This window comes from Cryobacterium sp., assembly GCF_026786305.1.
Lineage (GTDB): Bacteria > Actinomycetota > Actinomycetes > Actinomycetales > Microbacteriaceae > Cryobacterium.
The window spans coordinates 69,133-86,414 of record NZ_JAJAYI010000070.1; the positions used below are offsets into that span (position 1 = coordinate 69,133).

Below are 17,282 nucleotides of genomic sequence, written 5' to 3' on the forward strand. Positions count from 1 at the left end.
ACGCGGGTTGTGTGCAGGGCCGCTGAGCCGGGGCTCAGCGGGCTCATTCAAATCCTCCGACTTGGCGAAGGGACCTTCCGTGCTGAGCAGGATGGGCATGTGGTGGTCGGCACGCTCGCTCCACCAGATGCCTGACCCGGTGGCTTCGTCGAGAACACCCAACAACAAGACGGCGAGGCACCCGCCGGGCGGGGTGGTGGCGAAGTGTTTGGCTGAGCATGCCTCCCGTGGCTTCCTCGACGAGAGGGGGCAGGCCCGCCGCAACCTGCCGATAATCGCGGCCGTGGCATCCGCCCGCCGAAGGTGGCCGACGCTGTGGTATTCGGGAGCCTCCTCGACAACGCTGGTGCCGGCTCGAGAACCGATTCCCCAGGCTGCTGGCTTCGGTTTGACCACGATTAAGATCCGAGAAGATCCAGAGCGCGGATGAGCATGTGTGACGACATTTTGAACAATTCAGGCCGAGACGGTGACCCAGATCGACGCTGCCGCAGCCGGTGTGACCAGCCGGCTCTGGCCATCCGCTAACACGATGGTGAGTGGCGCCGCGAGGGTGAAGTCGGTGCCGGGCCCGATCAGATCGGCGGCGAGCTCGCGCAGCACGGCCGGGTCACGGTCGCTGATGCGCAGCACGGTTGCCCGGTGCCCCACCGTGGCCGCCGCCAACAGCATCGCCGGCGGCCGAACCACGGTTCCATCGGCGGCCGGAATCGGATCGCCGTGCGGATCGTGCGCCGGAAACCCGAGCCGGGCGTTGATGGCCTCGAGCAGGCGATCCGAAATGGAGTGCTCGAGAATCTCGGCCTCGTCGTGCACCTGATCCCAGTCGTAGCCCATGTCGCCGACCAACCAGGTCTCGATCAGGCGATGCCGCCGCACGACGGCGGTCGCGCGCAGCCGGCCGGCATCCGTCAGCGCCAGCGGCCCATACGGTATGTGGGTGATGAGCCCGTTCGCGGCGAGCTTTTTGACCATTTCGGTCACGGATGACGGTGCCACGCCGAGTCGCACCGCGAGCGCCGACGGGGTGATCAGGTCGCTCTGCCACTCGGTGTGGGAATAGATGGTCTTGAGGTAATCCTCGGCCGCGCCTGTCGTGTACGTCATATCTGTTTCAGGGTAGCCGGGTCAGGCGCCGGTGAACACGAGCACGAGCAGCACGACGTTGAGCGCGACCAGGGCCAGCGCGCAGATGACGCCCGCGGCGGTCGTGAACCACCGGTTGGTGAAGGTGCCGAGCAGGCCACGCTGGGCGGTGAGCCAGACCAGCGGAATCAGCGCGAACGGAATGCCGAACGACAGCACCACTTGGCTGAGCACGAGGGCCTGGGTCGGGTCGAATCCCACGCCGAGAATGAACAGTGCCGGAATCAGCGTGACCAGTCGGCGCAGCAGCAACGGAATGCGCACGTGCAACAGGCCGTGCATGATCTCGGCCCCGGCATACGCACCGACCGAGGTCGAGGCGAGGCCCGAGGCGAGCAGCCCAATGGCGAACGTTGTTGCGATCGCCAGTCCGAGCGTGTCCTTGAGCGCCGCGTAGGCACCCTGTAGGGTGTCGGTTCCGTCCACACCCTGCAAAGCGGATGCCGCGAGTAGCAGAATTGCCAGGTTCACCGTGCCGGCAATCGCCATGGCAATGGTGACGTCCCACTTCGTGGCCCAGAGCAGTCGGCGGGTGGCGACCACGCCCTGCCATTCCGGAAAGCGATCGCGGGTGAGCGAAGAATGCGCATAAATGGCGTGCGGCATGATCGTGGCCCCGAGAATCGAGGCGGCGAGGAGCACCGAGTTGGAGCCCTCGAACCGCGGCACCATTCCGGCGAGCACCCCGCCGGCCTCGGGCGGTGCGAAGAACACGCCGGCGGTGAATCCAACGGTGATGATGAGCATGAGGGCGATGATGACGCGTTCGAAAATGCGCGGTCCCCGGCGCGAATGCACCATGAGCACGATCATCGAGATGGTTCCGGTGATCACGCCGCCCCAGATGAGCGGAAGGTTGAACAAGAGGTTGAGGGCGACCGCCCCGCCGATGATCTCGGCGAGGTCGGTGGCCATCGCGACCAGTTCGGCCTGGATCCAATACAGCCGCCGGGCCGTGGGGCGTTTCATGCGCACCCCGAGAATCTCGGGCAGGCTCGCCCCGGTGACGATGCCGAGCTTGGCCGAGAGGTATTGGATGAGCCAGGCCATGACGTTCCCGGCCACGACCACCCAGACCAGCAGGTATCCATAGCGGGCGCCGGCGGTCATGTTGCTCGCGACATTACCGGGGTCGAGGTAGGCGACCCCGGCGACGAGTGCCGGCCCGAGCAGCCAGAGCAGCCGGCTGGAGGCGACCGTGGTGGGAGCCTGCGAGAGCACGCGGTCGTGGACCGGGGCATCCGTTTTAGTCATACCGAAACCCTAGCCAGAATTTAGGGGGACCGAAACCCCAATTTCGACCGCAAATTGCAGGATACGGTTAGGTAGTGACAGATCCAGCGCCAGCAGTAGATAACTCCACACCCGAGCGCTCGACCTACGGCGTCGGTCCGTGGCCGGGGGAGTGGCCGGGCGAGGACCGCTACGACGCTGACCTGCTCGAGCACGGCGACACCCGCAACGTGATCGACCGCTACCGCTACTGGAACATGGCCGCGATCGTGGCTGACCTGGACGAGCATCGACATCCGTTTCACGTGGCCATTGAGAACTGGCAGCACGACATGAATATCGGCTCGATCGTGCGCAGCGCCAACGCGTTCGGTGCCGACACCGTGCACATCATCGGCCGCCGACGGTGGAACAAGCGCGGCGCCATGGTCACCGACCGCTACCAGCACGTGCTGCACCACAACAATGTCGCCGCTTTCGTCGACTGGTGTGCCAATGAGTCGCTGCCCGTGATCGCGATCGATAACGTGCCGGGCAGCGTTATTATCGAAACCTTCAGCTTTCCGGAACGCTGCGTGCTTCTGTTCGGCCAGGAAGGCCCTGGATTGTCGGAGGAGGCCATTGCCGCCGCGGATTCCATCGTCGAAATCAGCCAGTTCGGTTCGACCCGGTCGATCAACGCCTCGGCCGCCGCGGCCGTGACCATGCATTCCTGGGTGGTCCAGCACCGGTTCTGACTTTTTTACGGTTTGAGCGCTCCTTCACGAATCTTTTCTGCATTCGGTTACGGTTTGGGGCTAGCGTGACGGTATGACTGCGATCACTGACGATCTTCCGGCCCGGCTCCTGCACGAGGAAAACGCCGGATGGCAGGCCATCCTGAGCGGCCACGGCGGCGCGTACTATCAGCGCGAAATGACCGACGACGGCCTGATGATCGTGCCCGGTGCGGTCATCACCCGCGATCAGGTCACCGCCTACTTTGACCAGGCGGCTCCGTGGGAGAGCTACGGCATTCACGAGCCCGCCATCATTCGCCTCGGCGAACATGCCGGCGTTGTCGTCTACCGGGCGATCGCCCGGCGCGGAGAGGTCGTGGCCGAGCTCAACATGTCGACGACGTACCTGTTCGTCAACGGTGGGTGGCGAGTCGCGGCCCGGCAGCAAAGCCCAGCCTGATTGGCCCCGTTTCGGGCTTCGGGCCCGGCGCTCGGGGCGACCGACCCGGGCTTGGTAGGATTGAGTGTGACCGGCGAAAATTTGATTTCAGAGCCCGAGACCCTTCTTCCCGCGGAACCGGAGGTGCTCGAGGCCCTGCGCCGAACCGTGAGGAGCGAGATCGCCGGCGTCGTGCGGGTGCATCCGACCTCATCGCTCGCCTGGGCCGAACTGGCAGATGCCACCCACGCCGAGGGTCGCATCCTCGAGTCGTACGCCTACGCCCGGGTCGGGTATCACCGCGGACTCGACGCCCTGCGCAAGGCCGGCTGGAGTGGCCACGGCCCCATTCCGTGGCACCACGAACCCAACCGCGGTGTGCTCCGCGCCCTGTTCGCACTGCGCCGCAGTGCCGAAGAGATCGGCGAGCCCGACGAAGTCTCCCGCCTCACGGCTTTTCTGACGGATGCCGATGCGAGCGCCATGTCGATTATCGCCACCCTGCACACCGGCAGCCCGGGTTTCGACCCAGCACCGCCCACCGAAGCCTTTGTTATTCGAGGAGAAGACTAAATGCCCGCGATCGTACTCATCGGAGCCCAGTGGGGCGACGAGGGCAAGGGTAAGGCCACGGACCTGCTCGGCAGTCGGGTTGACTACGTCGTCAAGTTCAATGGCGGCAACAACGCCGGACACACCGTCGTCGTCGGCGACGAGAAATATGCGCTGCACCTGCTGCCGTCGGGCATTCTGAGCCCCGGGGTCACCCCGGTCATCGCCAACGGCGTCGTCGTCGACGTCGAGGTGCTCTTTGAAGAGATCGATGCCCTCTCCGAGCGTGGAGTCGACGTCTCCCGGCTCAAGGTCAGCCTCAACGCGCACGTCATCACCGCGTACCACCGCACCCTCGACAAGGTCACCGAGCGTTTTCTCGGTAAGCGCCAGATCGGCACCACCGGGCGCGGCATCGGCCCGGCCTACGCCGACAAGATCAACCGTGTCGGCATCCGCGTGCAAGACCTGTTCGACGAGAACATTCTGCGCCAGAAGGTTGAGGGAGCCCTCGACCAGAAGAACCACATGCTGGTCAAGGTGTACAACCGCCGTGCCATCGAGGCCGAGGAGATCGTCACCGAGCTGCTCGGTTACGCCGAACGCCTGCGCCCGATGGTCACCGACACCGCGTTGCTGCTGCACCAGGCGCTGGACGCCGGCAAGACCGTGCTGTTCGAGGGCGGCCAGGCCACCATGCTCGACGTCGACCACGGCACCTACCCCTTCGTTACCTCATCGAACGCCACCTCGGGCGGCGCGGTGACCGGTTCCGGTATTGCCCCGAACCGCATCGACCGTGTCATCGGTGTGGTCAAGGCGTACACGACGCGCGTCGGCAGCGGCCCGTTCCCCACCGAACTCTTTGACGAGTCAGGTGAATACCTGCGTGCCAACGGCGTCGAGTTCGGCACGACCACGGGGCGCCCGCGCCGCTGCGGCTGGTACGACGCTCCGATCGCCCGCTACACCGCGCGCATCAACGGCGTCACCGACTTCGTGCTGACCAAGCTCGACGTGCTCACCGGTCTGGCCGAAATTCCGGTCTGCGTGGCCTACTCGGTCGACGGCGTGCGTGTCGAAGACGTGCCGGTCTCGCAGAGCGACTTTCACCACGCCGTTCCGATCTACGAAAACTTTCCCGGCTGGACCGAGGACATCACCGATGTTCGCACGTTCGAGGAGCTGCCGCACGCGGCGCAGAACTATGTGCTCGCCCTGGAGTCGATGAGCGGATCGCGCGTGTCGGCGATCGGTGTCGGCCCCGACCGCGAAGCCATCGTGGTGCGTCACGATCTGATCGACTGATCTGATCGACTGATCTGAATCACCGGCCGGGCCCCCAATGTGCCCGGCTCGCACATTTTGTGAACAATTCCTCACTTTGACCTGTCACACTAATCGAGTGAGCGCCGTAAGACCCCATTCCCTGACCCTGACCGGTCGTTTTGTGCAGTTACAACCGCTCGGTAGTGCGGTGCTGCCCGACCTTGCGCGCGCCATCGCACACCCCGACGTGTTCGCAGCCGGCTACGGCGGCGGCCCGGCCGCACTGCACCGTGATGTTGACGGCTTCATCAAGTGGGCGCACGACTACTTTCAGTGGGAAGGCCTGCCCTATGTGGTGCGCCTGCTCGGCGGCCCAAACGACGGCGATGTCGTCGGCACGACCACGCTCGGCGACATCGATGTCGTCAACGAGTCGATCCACCTCGGCTGGACCGCGTACGATCCGCGCGTCTGGGGCACCGCCGTCAACGCCGAAACCAAACTGCTCGTACTCGGCACCGCCTTCGAGAACGGCTTCGGCCGGGTCAAAATTCAAGCGGATGCCATCAACACGCGTTCCCGCGCCACCATCCTCGGCATCGGCGCCACCTTCGAGGGCATCCTGCGCCGTGATCGTCCGCGCGCCGACGGCACCTGGCGGGACAGCGCCGTTTACTCGATCCTCGCCGACGAGTGGCCGGCCGTGCGCGCCGGGCTGCGGGCCCGCCTCGACGCATTCGAGGAGCGCTTCGTGACGTACCGGAGCCTGCGCCCGACGAGCCCGAGCGGTACCATCGTGGGTGGCGGCCCTCAGGGTGGCGGCCCTCAGGGTGATCGCCGTCCGTCCTCCGGGAGCGCGCCCCGGGCCCCGGGCGCCACGGGTACCACCGGAGCGGCGCCGGGCTCCGCAACGGACGCGGAGCGCAACGCCGGGGCCGACACCTCGCAGTAGGCGCCGCCAGGCATCTCGGCGCTTTCAGGCGTTGCGCTCCCGTGGGCCCGCACTCGGCAACGCCGCCTATAGGCTCGGAACGTGCCCCCTACGCCTGCCGCCGGCAAGACCCTCGTCACCGTGCAATTTCTTGGGATGGGGCTGATCTGGGGCTCCAGCTTTCTGTTCATGAAGATCGCCCTCGATGGCGTCAGCTTCGGCCAGATCGCCTGGTCGCGGCTCGTGCTCGGCGGCCTGACCCTGGGGCTGATCGTGCTGATGAATCGTCCGCGCATCAACAACGGGCCAGTGCTGCCGCAGGAGGGCGTGGTCTGGCTGCACTTCCTGGTGATTGCGATCAGCGGATGCGTCATTCCGCACCTGCTGTTCGCTTGGGCCGAACAGTACGTCTCATCGAGTCTGGCGAGCATTTACAACGCGGTCACCCCGATCATGACAGCGTTGATGGCGACCCTCGCCTTTCGGGTCGAGACGCTCGTGCGCGCGCAGGTCGCCGGAGTCGTGCTCGGCATCGTCGGCGTCGTCGTGATCATTGGCCCCTGGCAGTATTCCTCGCTCACCGGTGACCTGTGGGGACAGCTCGCCTGCCTCGGCGCTGCCGTCTGCTACGGCTTCACCTTCGGCTATACCCGCCGTTTTCTGAGTGGGCGGCCGATCGCAGCGTCGACGTTTGCCTTTCTCAACATCGGCATTGCGGGCGGAATCATGCTGCTGCTGACCCCGGTTCTGGCGTGGAGCCCGGTGCAGTTGACGCTGCCGATCGTGCTGGGCCTTCTCACGCTGGGCGCGCTCGGTACCGGCCTGGCCTACATTTGGAACATCAACGTGCTGCGCGCCTGGGGCCCGACCAATGCGTCCACGGTGACCTATGTGACGCCCGTGGTCGGCGTGGTGCTCGGGGTGCTCGTGCTGAGCGAAACGTTCTCCTGGCACGAACCGGCCGGGGCGCTCCTGGTGTTGCTCGGCATTCTGCTCACGCAGAAACGGTTGCGGCTGGGCTCGTTCGGATCGCGCGGCCGGGAGACGGCGGCATCCGTTTGAGGGCGCAACGGTCGTATGCATTATCGTAAAAGTATGGCCGTACACGAGGAATTACCCGCCGACGCCGACGCGGCTGCGATTGAGCAACTGCACAGCATTCGCGAAAGTATCGACAACATTGACGCCGCGCTCATTCACCTGCTGGCCGAACGATTCAAGTTCACCCAACAGGTTGGCCGGCTCAAGGCGGCCCACGGGCTGCCGGCCGCAGACCCGGCGCGCGAACTCATGCAGATCGACCGCCTGCGCGGCCTCGCCGAAGAGGCCCACCTCGACCCGGCCTTCGCCGAGAAGTTTTTGAATTTCATCATCGCCGAGGTGATTCACCACCACGTGAAGATTGCCGGTGGCGAGGCGGCGCAGCCCCCGACGCCGGCTACTGGAGCGGCGCCGACGGGTGCCGTATCGCACCCGGTGCCCCACCCACCGACCGCGCACGCGCCCAGCGCGGCCTTGTAGTCTCCACCCGATGACCTGGAACCCACTCTCGCTGCCCAACCAGGCCGGCAAGACGTTCGTGGTCACCGGAGCCAACGCCGGGCTCGGCTATTTCACGAGCGAGCAACTCGCCAACACGGGCGCCCACGTCGTGCTCGCCTGCCGCAATACTGTGAAAGCGGATGCCGCGGCGGCGGCCATCCGCGCCCGCGTGGCCGGGGCATCCGTTTCTGTGTTGCAGCTCGATGTGTCCGACCTGCAGTCGGTGCGAGACGTCAGCGAGACGCTGCGCGCTTTGCCGCGCCTCGATGGGCTGATCCTCAACGCCGGAATCGTGCACCCGTCTGCGGACCGCCAGGTGAGCCTCGACGGCAACGAGCTCATCTTCGCCACGAACTTTCTCGGCCACTTCGCGCTCACTGCGGGCACCCTCATGGCGTTGCGCCGCACGCCCGGCAGCAGGGTCGTGTCACTCGGTTCGATGATCTCGCGGCTGATGGACTCGTCGCTTGAGGACCTGCAGCTCGCCACGACGTACAACGGCTGGAAGGCCTACGCGCAGTCGAAGATCGCCATGCAGGTGTTCGGTTTCGAGCTCGACCGCCGCCTGCGCGCCGCCGGTGCAGGTACCGTGCAGTCGCTCGTGGCGCACCCCGGCTATTCCATCTCCGGTCTGACCCCCACGGTGCCGGGGATCAACGATCTCACGCCCGCCAAGCGGGTCATCGACGGCCTGCAACTGCTCGTCGGCGCGCAGGGCAAGCACCACGGCGCGTGGACGACCGTGCGTGCCGCGATCGACCCGGATGCCCACGGCGGCGACTACTTCGGCCCGCGATTCCTCACCCGCGGTGCACCAACGCTGCAGGCGGCCACTGCCACGTCGCGTGATCGCGGCGTGGCAGCAAAGCTGTGGGAACGGGCCGAGACACTCATCGAGGAACCCTTCCTCTAGACCTGCTCACCACCGGGCTCGGCTACTTCCCCGGCTTCTGCTGGTCGTCGACGAGCACGGCCACGGTGCGGGCGGGCACGGTGATCGTGCCGGTGACCGCGTCCCAGGTCGTGGTCTTGACCACGGCATCCGTGCCCTTCGCCTGGGTGGGGCTGAGCGTGTACGTCTTGCCGGCCAGGTCCGCCAGACGGATGGTCTGCGGCTCCGGGCTCGGGTTGAACACCGTGAGCAGGCCGTCCAGCTTACGGTCCACGTCGGCGCCGACGGTGTCATCGATGCGCATAACGATGACCCCGGGGACCTGGGTCGGTCCACCCGCCGGGAACGACAGCTTCTGCGTGATCAGCTTTGCGTCACCGAGCCGGAACAGCTCGGTCGACTGCTTGAGCCGAAGCAGGTCCTGCGCCTGGTGTGACGCGGCCGTGATATCGGCCGGGGTCGGCACGAGCGCCGGGTCTTCCAGCAGAGGCCGCTGGATGTCCCACTTGTCCTTGTTCGCTGCCGCCGACGGCAGGCCCACCCCGAAGTTGTTCGTCTGCCCGGTCCAATCGATCCGGTTGAACCAGTCGCCCGAGTTGTAGCTGTCCCGATCGAGGGACTTGGAGCGCAGCAGGTCGGTGCCGGCGTGCCAGAGCGACGGCGACTGGGAGAGGGTCGCGGTAGCCAGGGAGAGGGTGTTCATCCGTACCCGGTCGGTCATGGCAGAGTCGGCCGGCATCTTGAGGGCGAGCAGGTCGAAGAGCGTCTCGTTGTCATGTGCGTCGACGTAGTTGATCACCTCGTCGGGCTGGGCGGCATAGCCGGCCGGGGAACCGTTGTAGTCGAGCTCGTCGCCGCGCTTCACGGAGCCGTCGCTGGTCACGAAGCTGAACTCCCGGAGGTTCGCGGCGAGTCCGAGCCGCACCAGGTCGCTCGCCTGAGCCAGCCTGGCAAGCGCCTGCGGAGTGGTGCCGTTAATTGCGGCCCCGTTCGGGTCGGTGCCGAGGCCGGTGCCGAAGCCCTGCTGCTGCACCGTTCCGCCGTCGACGGGGCTGCCGCCGTGCACGGCGTCGCGCAACCGGTCGTTGAACGTGCCGATGCCCGTTCCGCCGAGCTGGCCCTGGCTTGCCTGTTCGAACAGGGCGTTGTTCGCGACCTCGCCGAAGTTCCAGCCCTCGCCATAGAGGTAGATTGCTTTTCCGTCCACCCCGTCCTTTTTCAGCGTGAGCTGGTTCAGGGCCGCGCGAACGGCGAGCAGATTCTCCTTCGAGTGGTGACCCATCAGGTCGAACCGGAAACCGTCGACCCGGTACTCCCTGGCCCAGAGAACGACCGAGTCGACCATGAGCCGTTCTGCCAGCCGGTGCTCGGTGGCCACGTTCTGGCAGCAGGTCGAGGTCTCGACCGCGCCGAGCGGGTTGAGCCGGTGGTAGTAGCCGGGTACTACCTTGTCGAGCACGGACTTGGCGGTCTGGCCGCTCGCCGCGGTGTGGTTATAGACCTCGTCGAGCACGACCTGGAGACCGTCGTCGTGCAAGGCGCCGACCATGCTGCGGAACTCGGCCACTCTGGCCCCACCGCGCGGGTCTGCCGCGTAGGAGCCCTCCGGCGCCTGGAAGTGCAGCGGGTCGTAGCCCCAGTTGAAGCCGTCGGCGTCGGCCGTGGCCTGCACGCAGGCCTGCTGCTTCGTCGAGGCCGGTCCGAAGGATTCGAGATCGCAGGCCGGAACGGCCTGCTTGCTGCGGTCTTCCTCAATGGTGGCGATGTCGAAGGTCGGCAGGAGGTGCACGGTGTTGAGGCCGGCATCCGCCAGCTCGGCGAGGTGCCGGGTTCCGGCGCTGTCCACGCCGAACGCGCCGTAGGTTCCGCGGAGCGGCTCCGGCACGGTCTTGTCGGAGATCGAGAAGTCACGCACGTGCAGTTCGTAGATCGACCGGTCGACGGGGTTGTCGATTGTGGGCGACTCGGCCCGCTCCCATTTCTTGGGCCGGAAGTCCCGGTTCGCCAGATCGACGAACACCGACCGGGTCGAGTTGGTCGTCAGAGCCACCGAGTACGGGTCGGTGATCTGGTTCACCTCGATCCTGCCTGTGGTCGGCGCGAACACCGTGACCTCGAAGACGAAGGAGGCGTCGGCCCAGCTCTTCGCGCCGGTCGTCGTCCAGGTGCCGTCGGCCTGGCGTTTCAGGGCGACCCGCTCGGCTTCGGCGGCGTCGCCGGCGGTCCAGGCGAGCAGATCAACCTTCTGGGCGGTCGGCGCCCAGACCGCGACGGTCGGCCGCTTCTTCGACCAGGTGACACCGAGCGGACGGGAGGCGACGGCATCCGCGTAGAGGTCATCGAGCACGCCGGGCAGTTGCACCCCGGTGAGCGCGCTCAGCGCGCCGTCGGCGCCGGCCTGGCTGACCTGCAGCTGCGTGGTGAGCAGCCGCTCGATTTCGGTGCGGTCGGTGCCCACCGGGCGCAGCACGACGGAGTTCACCAGAGCGGGGAACGCCTTCTTCTGTGCGTCGGTCAGGCCCGTCTTGTCGTAGGCGAGCTTCACCGTGTCGCCGCCGGTCACGGCGCCGTCTGCGAGTGTCAGGGTCGAAGTCGGCGAGGAGTGGATTGCGTAGACCAGGTCGGCCGGATCAGCGTTCACCGGCAGCAGGTCGCGCGGCCAGGCCAGCGTCTTCTCGCCCAGCCAGTGGGCGCGCTGCTGACCGGTACCGGCGAGCGGCGGGTCGGTGGCCAGGACGGTGAGGACGTGGCTTGCCAGGTCGTAACTGAACGTGGTCTGCTTACCCTCGGTCACGCTGAAGCCGATGTTGGCGCCATTCGGCACGCCGTTTGCGCCGTAGTTCTCGGCCCAGTCAAGATTGTGCGCCACCTTGCCCTCATAGCTGCCGGTGGGCAGGGTGCTCGTGCTCCAGGTGAGGATGCCGTCGCCGTCGATGTCCTGCAGCCACGTGGCGAGGCAGTCGGGTTTCCAGTCGCCGGGGCACCCTGCCTCCTCCTGGAAGGAACCGGCCGCTACGACGATCGGGCCCTGCGCTGTGTTTTGGAAGAAGTTGCTGCGCGGGTCGAAGTAGAACGTGACCGGTCCGCCCGGGGCGGTGAAGGCGACGTTTGCGCCGTTCGGAACGCCGCCCGCACCGTAGTTGATGTCCCAAGAACCGTTGATCGCGATCTTGTATTCGTAGGCGCCGGCCGGCAGGTCGAAGGTGCCGGCGTAGATGCCGTCGGCGCGCTTGGTGAGCTTCGCAGCGTCGCAGCCGGGCTGCCAGTCGCCCGCACAGCCGATCTCCGAGTCGAGACTGCCGGCCACGGTGACCATGTCGATGGCGGGCGGCGGCGTGCCGGTGTCGGTGAGGGTGACGCTATTGCCCACCGACGCGAAGGTGGAGGCGGCTGCATGGTTGCCGGCGGCATCCGTGGTCACCGCGCGGTATTCGACCAGGGTGCCCGGTGCGAGTCCGGCAGTGTCGTGGAAAACCCGCGGGCTGGTGTCTTCAGCGGTACCGAGGGCCGTCCAGTCCGGGGAGCCGACCACGCGCCAGGCGAAGCCGGTCTCGGCCCAGGTGCTCTCGTCGACCGTGGCGGAGACCGGTGAGACTCCGGATACGCCGGCGCCGGCCGTCGGGACGGCGACCGTGATCGCGGCGGCCGCAGTCGGCGCCGTGACCGGTATATCGGCGACGAGCACGACCGAACCGAGCGCGGGTACGGTCACCGAGAGCTCACCGGTGGCGGTGGCGGTGGCGGGGGTGCCGGATCCGTAGAGCACGGAGAAGGCCGCGTTGTCGGTGAGGGCCGGCACCGTGACGGTTCTGGTGGCAGCCGAGTTGTTGACGGCGACGAGGTGCTCGATCTTTTCGGTGCGGTCGACCCGGCTGAAGGCGTAGATGCCGGCTCCGGTGTCGGTGTAACGCTCGATCTGCGCGCCGGTGGCCAGCGCCGGGTGATCCTTCCGGAGCGCAGAGAGGGCGCTGATGTGGGTATACAGCGGGGCGTCAGTGCCGAAGCGGTCGACCGACCCGGCCGTCTCCCCGGTGATCAGCGGCTGGTTCGTGTAGTCGGTGACCTTGCTGGCGAATAGGGACTGGCGGGCGTCCTTGTCGCCACCGACGCCGGCGAAGCCCTGCTCGTCGCCGTAGTAGACAACGGGCTGGCCGCGGGTCAGGTACAGGAGTTCGTGGGCGAGCTTATCTCGCTGCACCGGGGAGTCGGAGCTTTTCAGGAAGGAGCCGATCCGGCCCATGTCGTGGTTGCCGAGGAAGGTCGGCAGGGCGTAGGCGTTGGAGTCGGGAGTCGTGTAGCGGTCGTCGTTTGCGAACAGCTGACTGAGGCCCTTGGCCGAGTTGCCGGCCGCGAAGCTCGTGGCCTGCGACTGGAAGCCAAAATCGAGGACCGAGCTGAGGTCGGTCCCCCGCACGTAGGGAGAGGTCTTGGCGGCGTCCGCGTCGTACACCTCGCCGAACATGAAGAAGTCGGGCTTGCCCTTGGAGTGTGCGTAGTCGCGCACAGCGGTGGACCAGGTCTGCCAGAACTCGAGGTTGACATGCTTGACGGTGTCGATGCGGAAACCGTCGATGCCGAGGTCGATCCAGGTCTTGTAGACGTCGATGAAGCCGTTCACGACGGCCGGGTTCTCCGTCATCAGGTCGTCGAGGCCGGAGAAGTCACCGTCGAGCGCGCTCTCGCCCTCGAAGGTCGAGTCGCCGCGGTTGTGGTAGAGCGTGGGGTCGTTCAGCCAGGCCGGCACCTTGCGGTTGGTGTTGGACGGGGTCACGGCCGGCGTGTAGGGGAACGAGGTCGTGTCGAGCACGGGGAAGTCGGCCGTGCCGGCGTAGTCGGCCGGATCGAAGGCGACGCCGGCGGCGGTCGTGTACGGGCTGGTGGCTTTGTCGATGTAGCTGTATTTCTTCTCGGCGTAGTCGATCAGGTCTGCGGTGTGGTTGGTGATGATGTCGAAGTAGACCTTGATGCCGCGGGCGTGCGCGTCGGCGATGAGGGCCTCGAGTTCGGCGTTCGTGCCCAGGTGCGGGTCGATTCGGGTGAAGTCGGTGATCCAGTAGCCGTGGTACCCGGCCGAGGCGTTCGCCCCCTCACCCTGTACCGGGTTGTTCATGAACGACGGAGTGAGCCAGAGGGCGCTCGTGCCGAGCCCCTGGATGTAGTCGAGAGAGGAGCGGAGCCCCGCGAGGTCACCACCGTTGTAGAAACCCTTGTTGGTCGGATCGAAGCCCGAGACAAGCGGATCGGCGCCGAGGCCGGCGGTGTTGTTGGTCGGGTCGCCGTCTTTGAACCGGTCGGTCATCACGAAGTAGAACTGCTCGTCGCTGCCGGCTTCGCGGATGGGGGCGGCCGCGAGCGGGGCATCCGCTTCGGAGTACGGACCGGCGAGGGAGAGCGCTTCGAGACCGACCCGCTTCTTCGCGAGGTCGAAGGTGAACCGCAGGGTGCTCTGGCCCGCGAGGGTCAACGGGATGTTGTCACCGCCGCCGTCGAGTCCGTAAGCGACATCCCAGGTGTCGTTCAACGCCACCTTGTAGTCGTAACTGCCCGAAGGAAGGGTGAACTCTGCAGCCCAGACACCCTCGGTGCCCGTTGGGGCGAGCTCGGTGGCGGCGCAGTCTGGTTGCCAGTCCTCGCTGCAGCCGAGTTCGCTCTGCAAGCTTCCGACCAGGGCTACGGTCGGCGTTGCCGCCACCGTAGCGATCGGTGCGAAGACAAGACCGGAGACGATGATCGCCCCGGCACCGATCGTGGCCAGGATTCGGCGTGCAGCGGTGCGACTAGTCATCATTGACTCTCCCCGTTCGGCGCCGAGCGGCGCAAAGAACAACAGGTTCGACGCTACCGCGCGCAGCGCCAATTCTGCAAGCGTTTACATGTGTTTTGTCGGGGATCCGTCCGTTTCGACCGAATCGCCGAAAAGTGACCCTCAGTGGAGGGTAAGATCGCCCCCATCAGCCACTTTTCGACTTGCAAGCGCTTGCAGAGAGCCGATGCGTCCGCGCGGATACGACCCGTAGAGTCCGCGGCTGATCGCCCGGTTCATCACCACCACGAATCCCGTGCCGTCGCTGCGCTGAGGCACGACGTACACGGGGAGGGGTCCTTCGGTCGACTTTTCGGCACCTGTGTGCCCGGGTCGAGTTGGCTCTGGAGCTGGTCAGGCAGCCACCGAGCGCCGCCGGTTATGCAAACGCGGCGGGCAGCGTGGTGCGATGTCGCGCCCGCAGATCATCGATCGACACCGAGAACTGATCTTGAATCTCGAGCGCGCCGAGTTCGGCATCCGTTACGCCAATACGCAAAACCGGGTATTGGCGACCCTTGCACAGGCCGAGAAACTTCACGTCGTCTTCACGCGGAACCGACACGATCACGCGACCGGCCGACTCCGAGAACAGGGCAACGGATGCGTCGATGCCAGTGCGCTCGCAAATATCGCCCAGCCATACGCGAGCACCCACGCCGAAACGCATCACGGCCTCCGCGAGGGCCTGGGCCAGCCCACCCTCGCTCAGGTCGTGCGCGCTGTCGATGAGGGCTTCCTTCGATGCGGCGTGCAGCAGTCCGGCCAGGGCCACTTCGCCCTTGAGGTCAACAGCCGGCGGACGACCACCGAGGTGGTTGTGCACGACGCCGGCCCAGGCCGAACCGTCCAGCTCGAGCGCGGTCGTGCCGAGCAGGTAGATATTGTGCCCGTCGTCCTGCCAGCCGCTCGGGATGCGGCGGGCGACGTTGTCGATCACGCCGAGCACGGCAACGACCGGGGTCGGGTGAATGGGCTGGTCGCCGGTCTGGTTGTAGAACGAGACGTTGCCGCCGGTGACGGGAATCTCCAGCTCGAGGCATCCGTCGGCGAGGGCGGTGACGGCCTCGCGGAACTGCCACATGACCTCGGGGTTCTCGGGTGAGCCGAAGTTGAGGCAGTCGCTGACGCCGGCCGGAACGGCTCCGGTCGCGGCGACGTTGCGGTACGCCTCGGCGAGGGCCAGCTGCGCGCCTCGGTACGGGTCGAGCTGGCAGTAGCGGCCGTTCGCGTCGGTGGCGATCGCGACACCGAGGCCACTCTCTTCGTCGACGCGAATCATGCCGCCGTCGTCGGGGAACGACAGGGCCGTGTTGCCCTGCACGTAGTGGTCATACTGGTCGGTGATCCAGCTCGGGTCGGCGAGGTTCGGCGAGCCGAGCAGGTCAAGGAACTGCTCGCGCAGGGTCTCACGGTCGAGGGCGCGCGGCAGCACGGAAGCGGTGTCGGCCTGCAGTGCGTCGATCCAGGTCGGGTAGGCGAGCGGACGCTCGTAGACGGGGCCGTCGACGGCGACCGTGCGCGGCAGCACGTTGACGATCTCTTCGCCGTGCCAGTTGATGATCAACCGGCCGGTGCCGGTGACCTCGCCGAGCACGCTGGTCTCGACGTCCCATTTCTTGGTGACGGCGAGAAAACCCTCGAGCTTCTCCGGCGTGACGATCGCCATCATGCGTTCCTGACTCTCGCTCATGAGAATCTCTTCGGCGGTGAGCGTGGGGTCGCGCAGCAGCACCTTCTCGAGCTCGATGAACATGCCGCCGTCGCCGTTGGAGGCGAGTTCGCTCGTGGCGCACGAGATTCCGGCCGCACCGAGGTCCTGAATGCCCTCGACGAGCTTGCCCTGAAACAATTCGAGGCAGCACTCGATGAGTACCTTCTCGGCGAACGGGTCGCCGACCTGCACCGCGGGGCGCTTGGTCGGCCCGCCGGCGCTGAACGTGTCCGAGGCGAGAATGGATGCCCCACCAATGCCGTCGCCGCCGGTGCGGGCACCAAACAGCACCACCTGGTTGCCCACGCCGCGAGCGTTGGCGAGGTGCAGGTCTTCGTGACGCAGCACGCCGACCGAGAGCGCGTTGACGAGCGGGTTGCCCTGGTAAACCGCGTCGAAGTAGGTTTCGCCGCCGATGTTCGGCAGACCCAGGCAGTTGCCGTAGAAGCTGATGCCACTCGTGACGCCGTGCACGACCCGGGCGGTGTCGGGGTCATTGATGTCGCCGAAGCGCAGGGCGTCCATGACGGCGACCGGGCGGGCGCCCATCGAGATGATGTCGCGAACAATGCCGCCGACGCCGGTCGCGGCGCCCTGGAACGGCTCAATGTAGGAGGGATGGTTGTGCGATTCGATCTTGAACGTCACCGCCCAGCCCTCGCCGACGTCGAGCACGCCGGCGTTTTCGCCCATGCCGACCATGAGGTTCTTCTTCATGGCCGGGGTGACCTTGTCGCCGAACTGGCGCAGGTACATCTTCGAGCTCTTGTAGGAGCAGTGCTCGCTCCACATCACCGAGTACATGGCGAGCTCGCCACTCGTGGGGCGCCGGCCCAGAATTTCGCGGATCTTCGCGTATTCATCGGCCTTGAGTCCGAGCGCGCCGTAGGGTTGCTCCTTCTCGGGCGTCGCGATGGCGTGAGAAACGGTGTCGGCGACGCCGCGGGAAGAGGTGTTGGAAACAACGGTCACGTGTGGAATTCTCCCCGAGATAGCGGATGCCTGACCTGGCAAGTCTACCCGTCGCGTCGCCCCTGCCCGC

At 66.4% G+C, this 17,282-nt stretch carries 12 protein-coding genes; 8 read left to right on the top strand and 4 right to left on the bottom strand.

Translation table 11 applies throughout. The features are described 5' to 3' along the window. Nucleotides 1-456: 456 nt before the first annotated feature. A complete protein-coding gene (locus LH475_RS08635) occupies nucleotides 457-1,107 on the bottom strand; it encodes a metal-dependent transcriptional regulator (RefSeq protein ID WP_196844639.1) in 651 nt (216 codons plus the stop codon). A 21-nt stretch (nucleotides 1,108-1,128) separates the two neighbouring features. Beyond that, a complete protein-coding gene (locus LH475_RS08640; RefSeq protein WP_196844638.1) occupies nucleotides 1,129-2,400 on the bottom strand; it encodes an Nramp family divalent metal transporter in 1,272 nt (423 codons plus the stop codon). 74 nt (nucleotides 2,401-2,474) lie between these two features. Here LH475_RS08640 and LH475_RS08645 point away from each other — a divergent pair, with 74 nt between their 5' ends. The 8 genes from LH475_RS08645 (at nucleotide 2,475) to LH475_RS08680 (ending at nucleotide 8,744) form a co-directional block, all read left to right on the top strand. Further along, nucleotides 2,475-3,116 carry an RNA methyltransferase gene (locus LH475_RS08645; protein WP_196844637.1) on the top strand — a complete coding sequence of 214 codons (642 nt, stop codon included), beginning with the start codon at nucleotides 2,475-2,477 and terminating at the stop codon, nucleotides 3,114-3,116. A gap of 73 nt (nucleotides 3,117-3,189) precedes the next feature. Beyond that, on the top strand, nucleotides 3,190-3,558 hold the full coding sequence (locus LH475_RS08650) for a nuclear transport factor 2 family protein (protein ID WP_196844636.1): 369 nt from the start codon (nucleotides 3,190-3,192) through the stop codon (nucleotides 3,556-3,558). A 66-nt stretch (nucleotides 3,559-3,624) separates the two neighbouring features. Beyond that, nucleotides 3,625-4,110, top strand: a complete 486-nt coding sequence (locus LH475_RS08655) for a DUF3151 domain-containing protein (protein WP_196844635.1) — start codon at nucleotides 3,625-3,627, stop codon at nucleotides 4,108-4,110. After that, on the top strand, nucleotides 4,111-5,397 hold the full coding sequence (locus tag LH475_RS08660) for an adenylosuccinate synthase (RefSeq protein ID WP_196844634.1): 1,287 nt from the start codon (nucleotides 4,111-4,113) through the stop codon (nucleotides 5,395-5,397). It begins immediately after the preceding gene. A 97-nt stretch (nucleotides 5,398-5,494) separates the two neighbouring features. After that, nucleotides 5,495-6,310 (top strand): GNAT family protein, encoded by an 816-nt coding sequence (locus LH475_RS08665; RefSeq protein ID WP_297413464.1) that lies wholly within the window; start codon nucleotides 5,495-5,497, stop codon nucleotides 6,308-6,310. 135 nt (nucleotides 6,311-6,445) lie between these two features. Then, a complete protein-coding gene (locus tag LH475_RS08670) occupies nucleotides 6,446-7,351 on the top strand; it encodes a DMT family transporter (protein WP_196844676.1) in 906 nt (301 codons plus the stop codon). A 33-nt stretch (nucleotides 7,352-7,384) separates the two neighbouring features. Continuing rightward, a complete protein-coding gene (locus LH475_RS08675) occupies nucleotides 7,385-7,810 on the top strand; it encodes a chorismate mutase (RefSeq protein ID WP_196844632.1) in 426 nt (141 codons plus the stop codon). A 10-nt stretch (nucleotides 7,811-7,820) separates the two neighbouring features. Next, on the top strand, nucleotides 7,821-8,744 hold the full coding sequence (locus tag LH475_RS08680; RefSeq protein WP_297413467.1) for an SDR family NAD(P)-dependent oxidoreductase: 924 nt from the start codon (nucleotides 7,821-7,823) through the stop codon (nucleotides 8,742-8,744). Nucleotides 8,745-8,766: 22 nt separating this feature from the next. On the opposite strand, the gene pulA is transcribed toward LH475_RS08680, so the two are convergent. Then, nucleotides 8,767-14,511: a pullulanase-type alpha-1,6-glucosidase gene (gene pulA / locus LH475_RS08685; protein ID WP_366145593.1), complete on the bottom strand. Its 5,745-nt coding sequence runs from the start codon at nucleotides 14,509-14,511 to the stop codon at nucleotides 8,767-8,769. Between the two features lie 394 nt (nucleotides 14,512-14,905). Beyond that, a complete protein-coding gene (gene purL / locus LH475_RS08690) occupies nucleotides 14,906-17,212 on the bottom strand; it encodes a phosphoribosylformylglycinamidine synthase subunit PurL (RefSeq protein ID WP_196844629.1) in 2,307 nt (768 codons plus the stop codon). Between the last annotated feature and the right edge of the window lie 70 nt (nucleotides 17,213-17,282).

What these genes read in the sequence shown, in the direction of transcription:
- LH475_RS08660 (WP_196844634.1), top strand. Translation starts at nt 4,111, where the DNA reads ATGCCCGCGATCGTACTCATCGGAGCCCAGTGGGGCGACGAGGGCAAG.
- LH475_RS08635 (WP_196844639.1), bottom strand. Translation starts at nt 1,107, where the DNA reads ATGACGTACACGACAGGCGCGGCCGAGGATTACCTCAAGACCATCTAT.
- LH475_RS08670 (WP_196844676.1), top strand. Translation starts at nt 6,446, where the DNA reads ATGGGGCTGATCTGGGGCTCCAGCTTTCTGTTCATGAAGATCGCCCTC.
- LH475_RS08650 (WP_196844636.1), top strand. Translation starts at nt 3,190, where the DNA reads ATGACTGCGATCACTGACGATCTTCCGGCCCGGCTCCTGCACGAGGAA.
- LH475_RS08680 (WP_297413467.1), top strand. Translation starts at nt 7,821, where the DNA reads ATGACCTGGAACCCACTCTCGCTGCCCAACCAGGCCGGCAAGACGTTC.
- LH475_RS08640 (WP_196844638.1), bottom strand. Translation starts at nt 2,400, where the DNA reads ATGACTAAAACGGATGCCCCGGTCCACGACCGCGTGCTCTCGCAGGCT.
- LH475_RS08675 (WP_196844632.1), top strand. Translation starts at nt 7,385, where the DNA reads ATGGCCGTACACGAGGAATTACCCGCCGACGCCGACGCGGCTGCGATT.
- pulA (WP_366145593.1), bottom strand. Translation starts at nt 14,511, where the DNA reads ATGATGACTAGTCGCACCGCTGCACGCCGAATCCTGGCCACGATCGGT.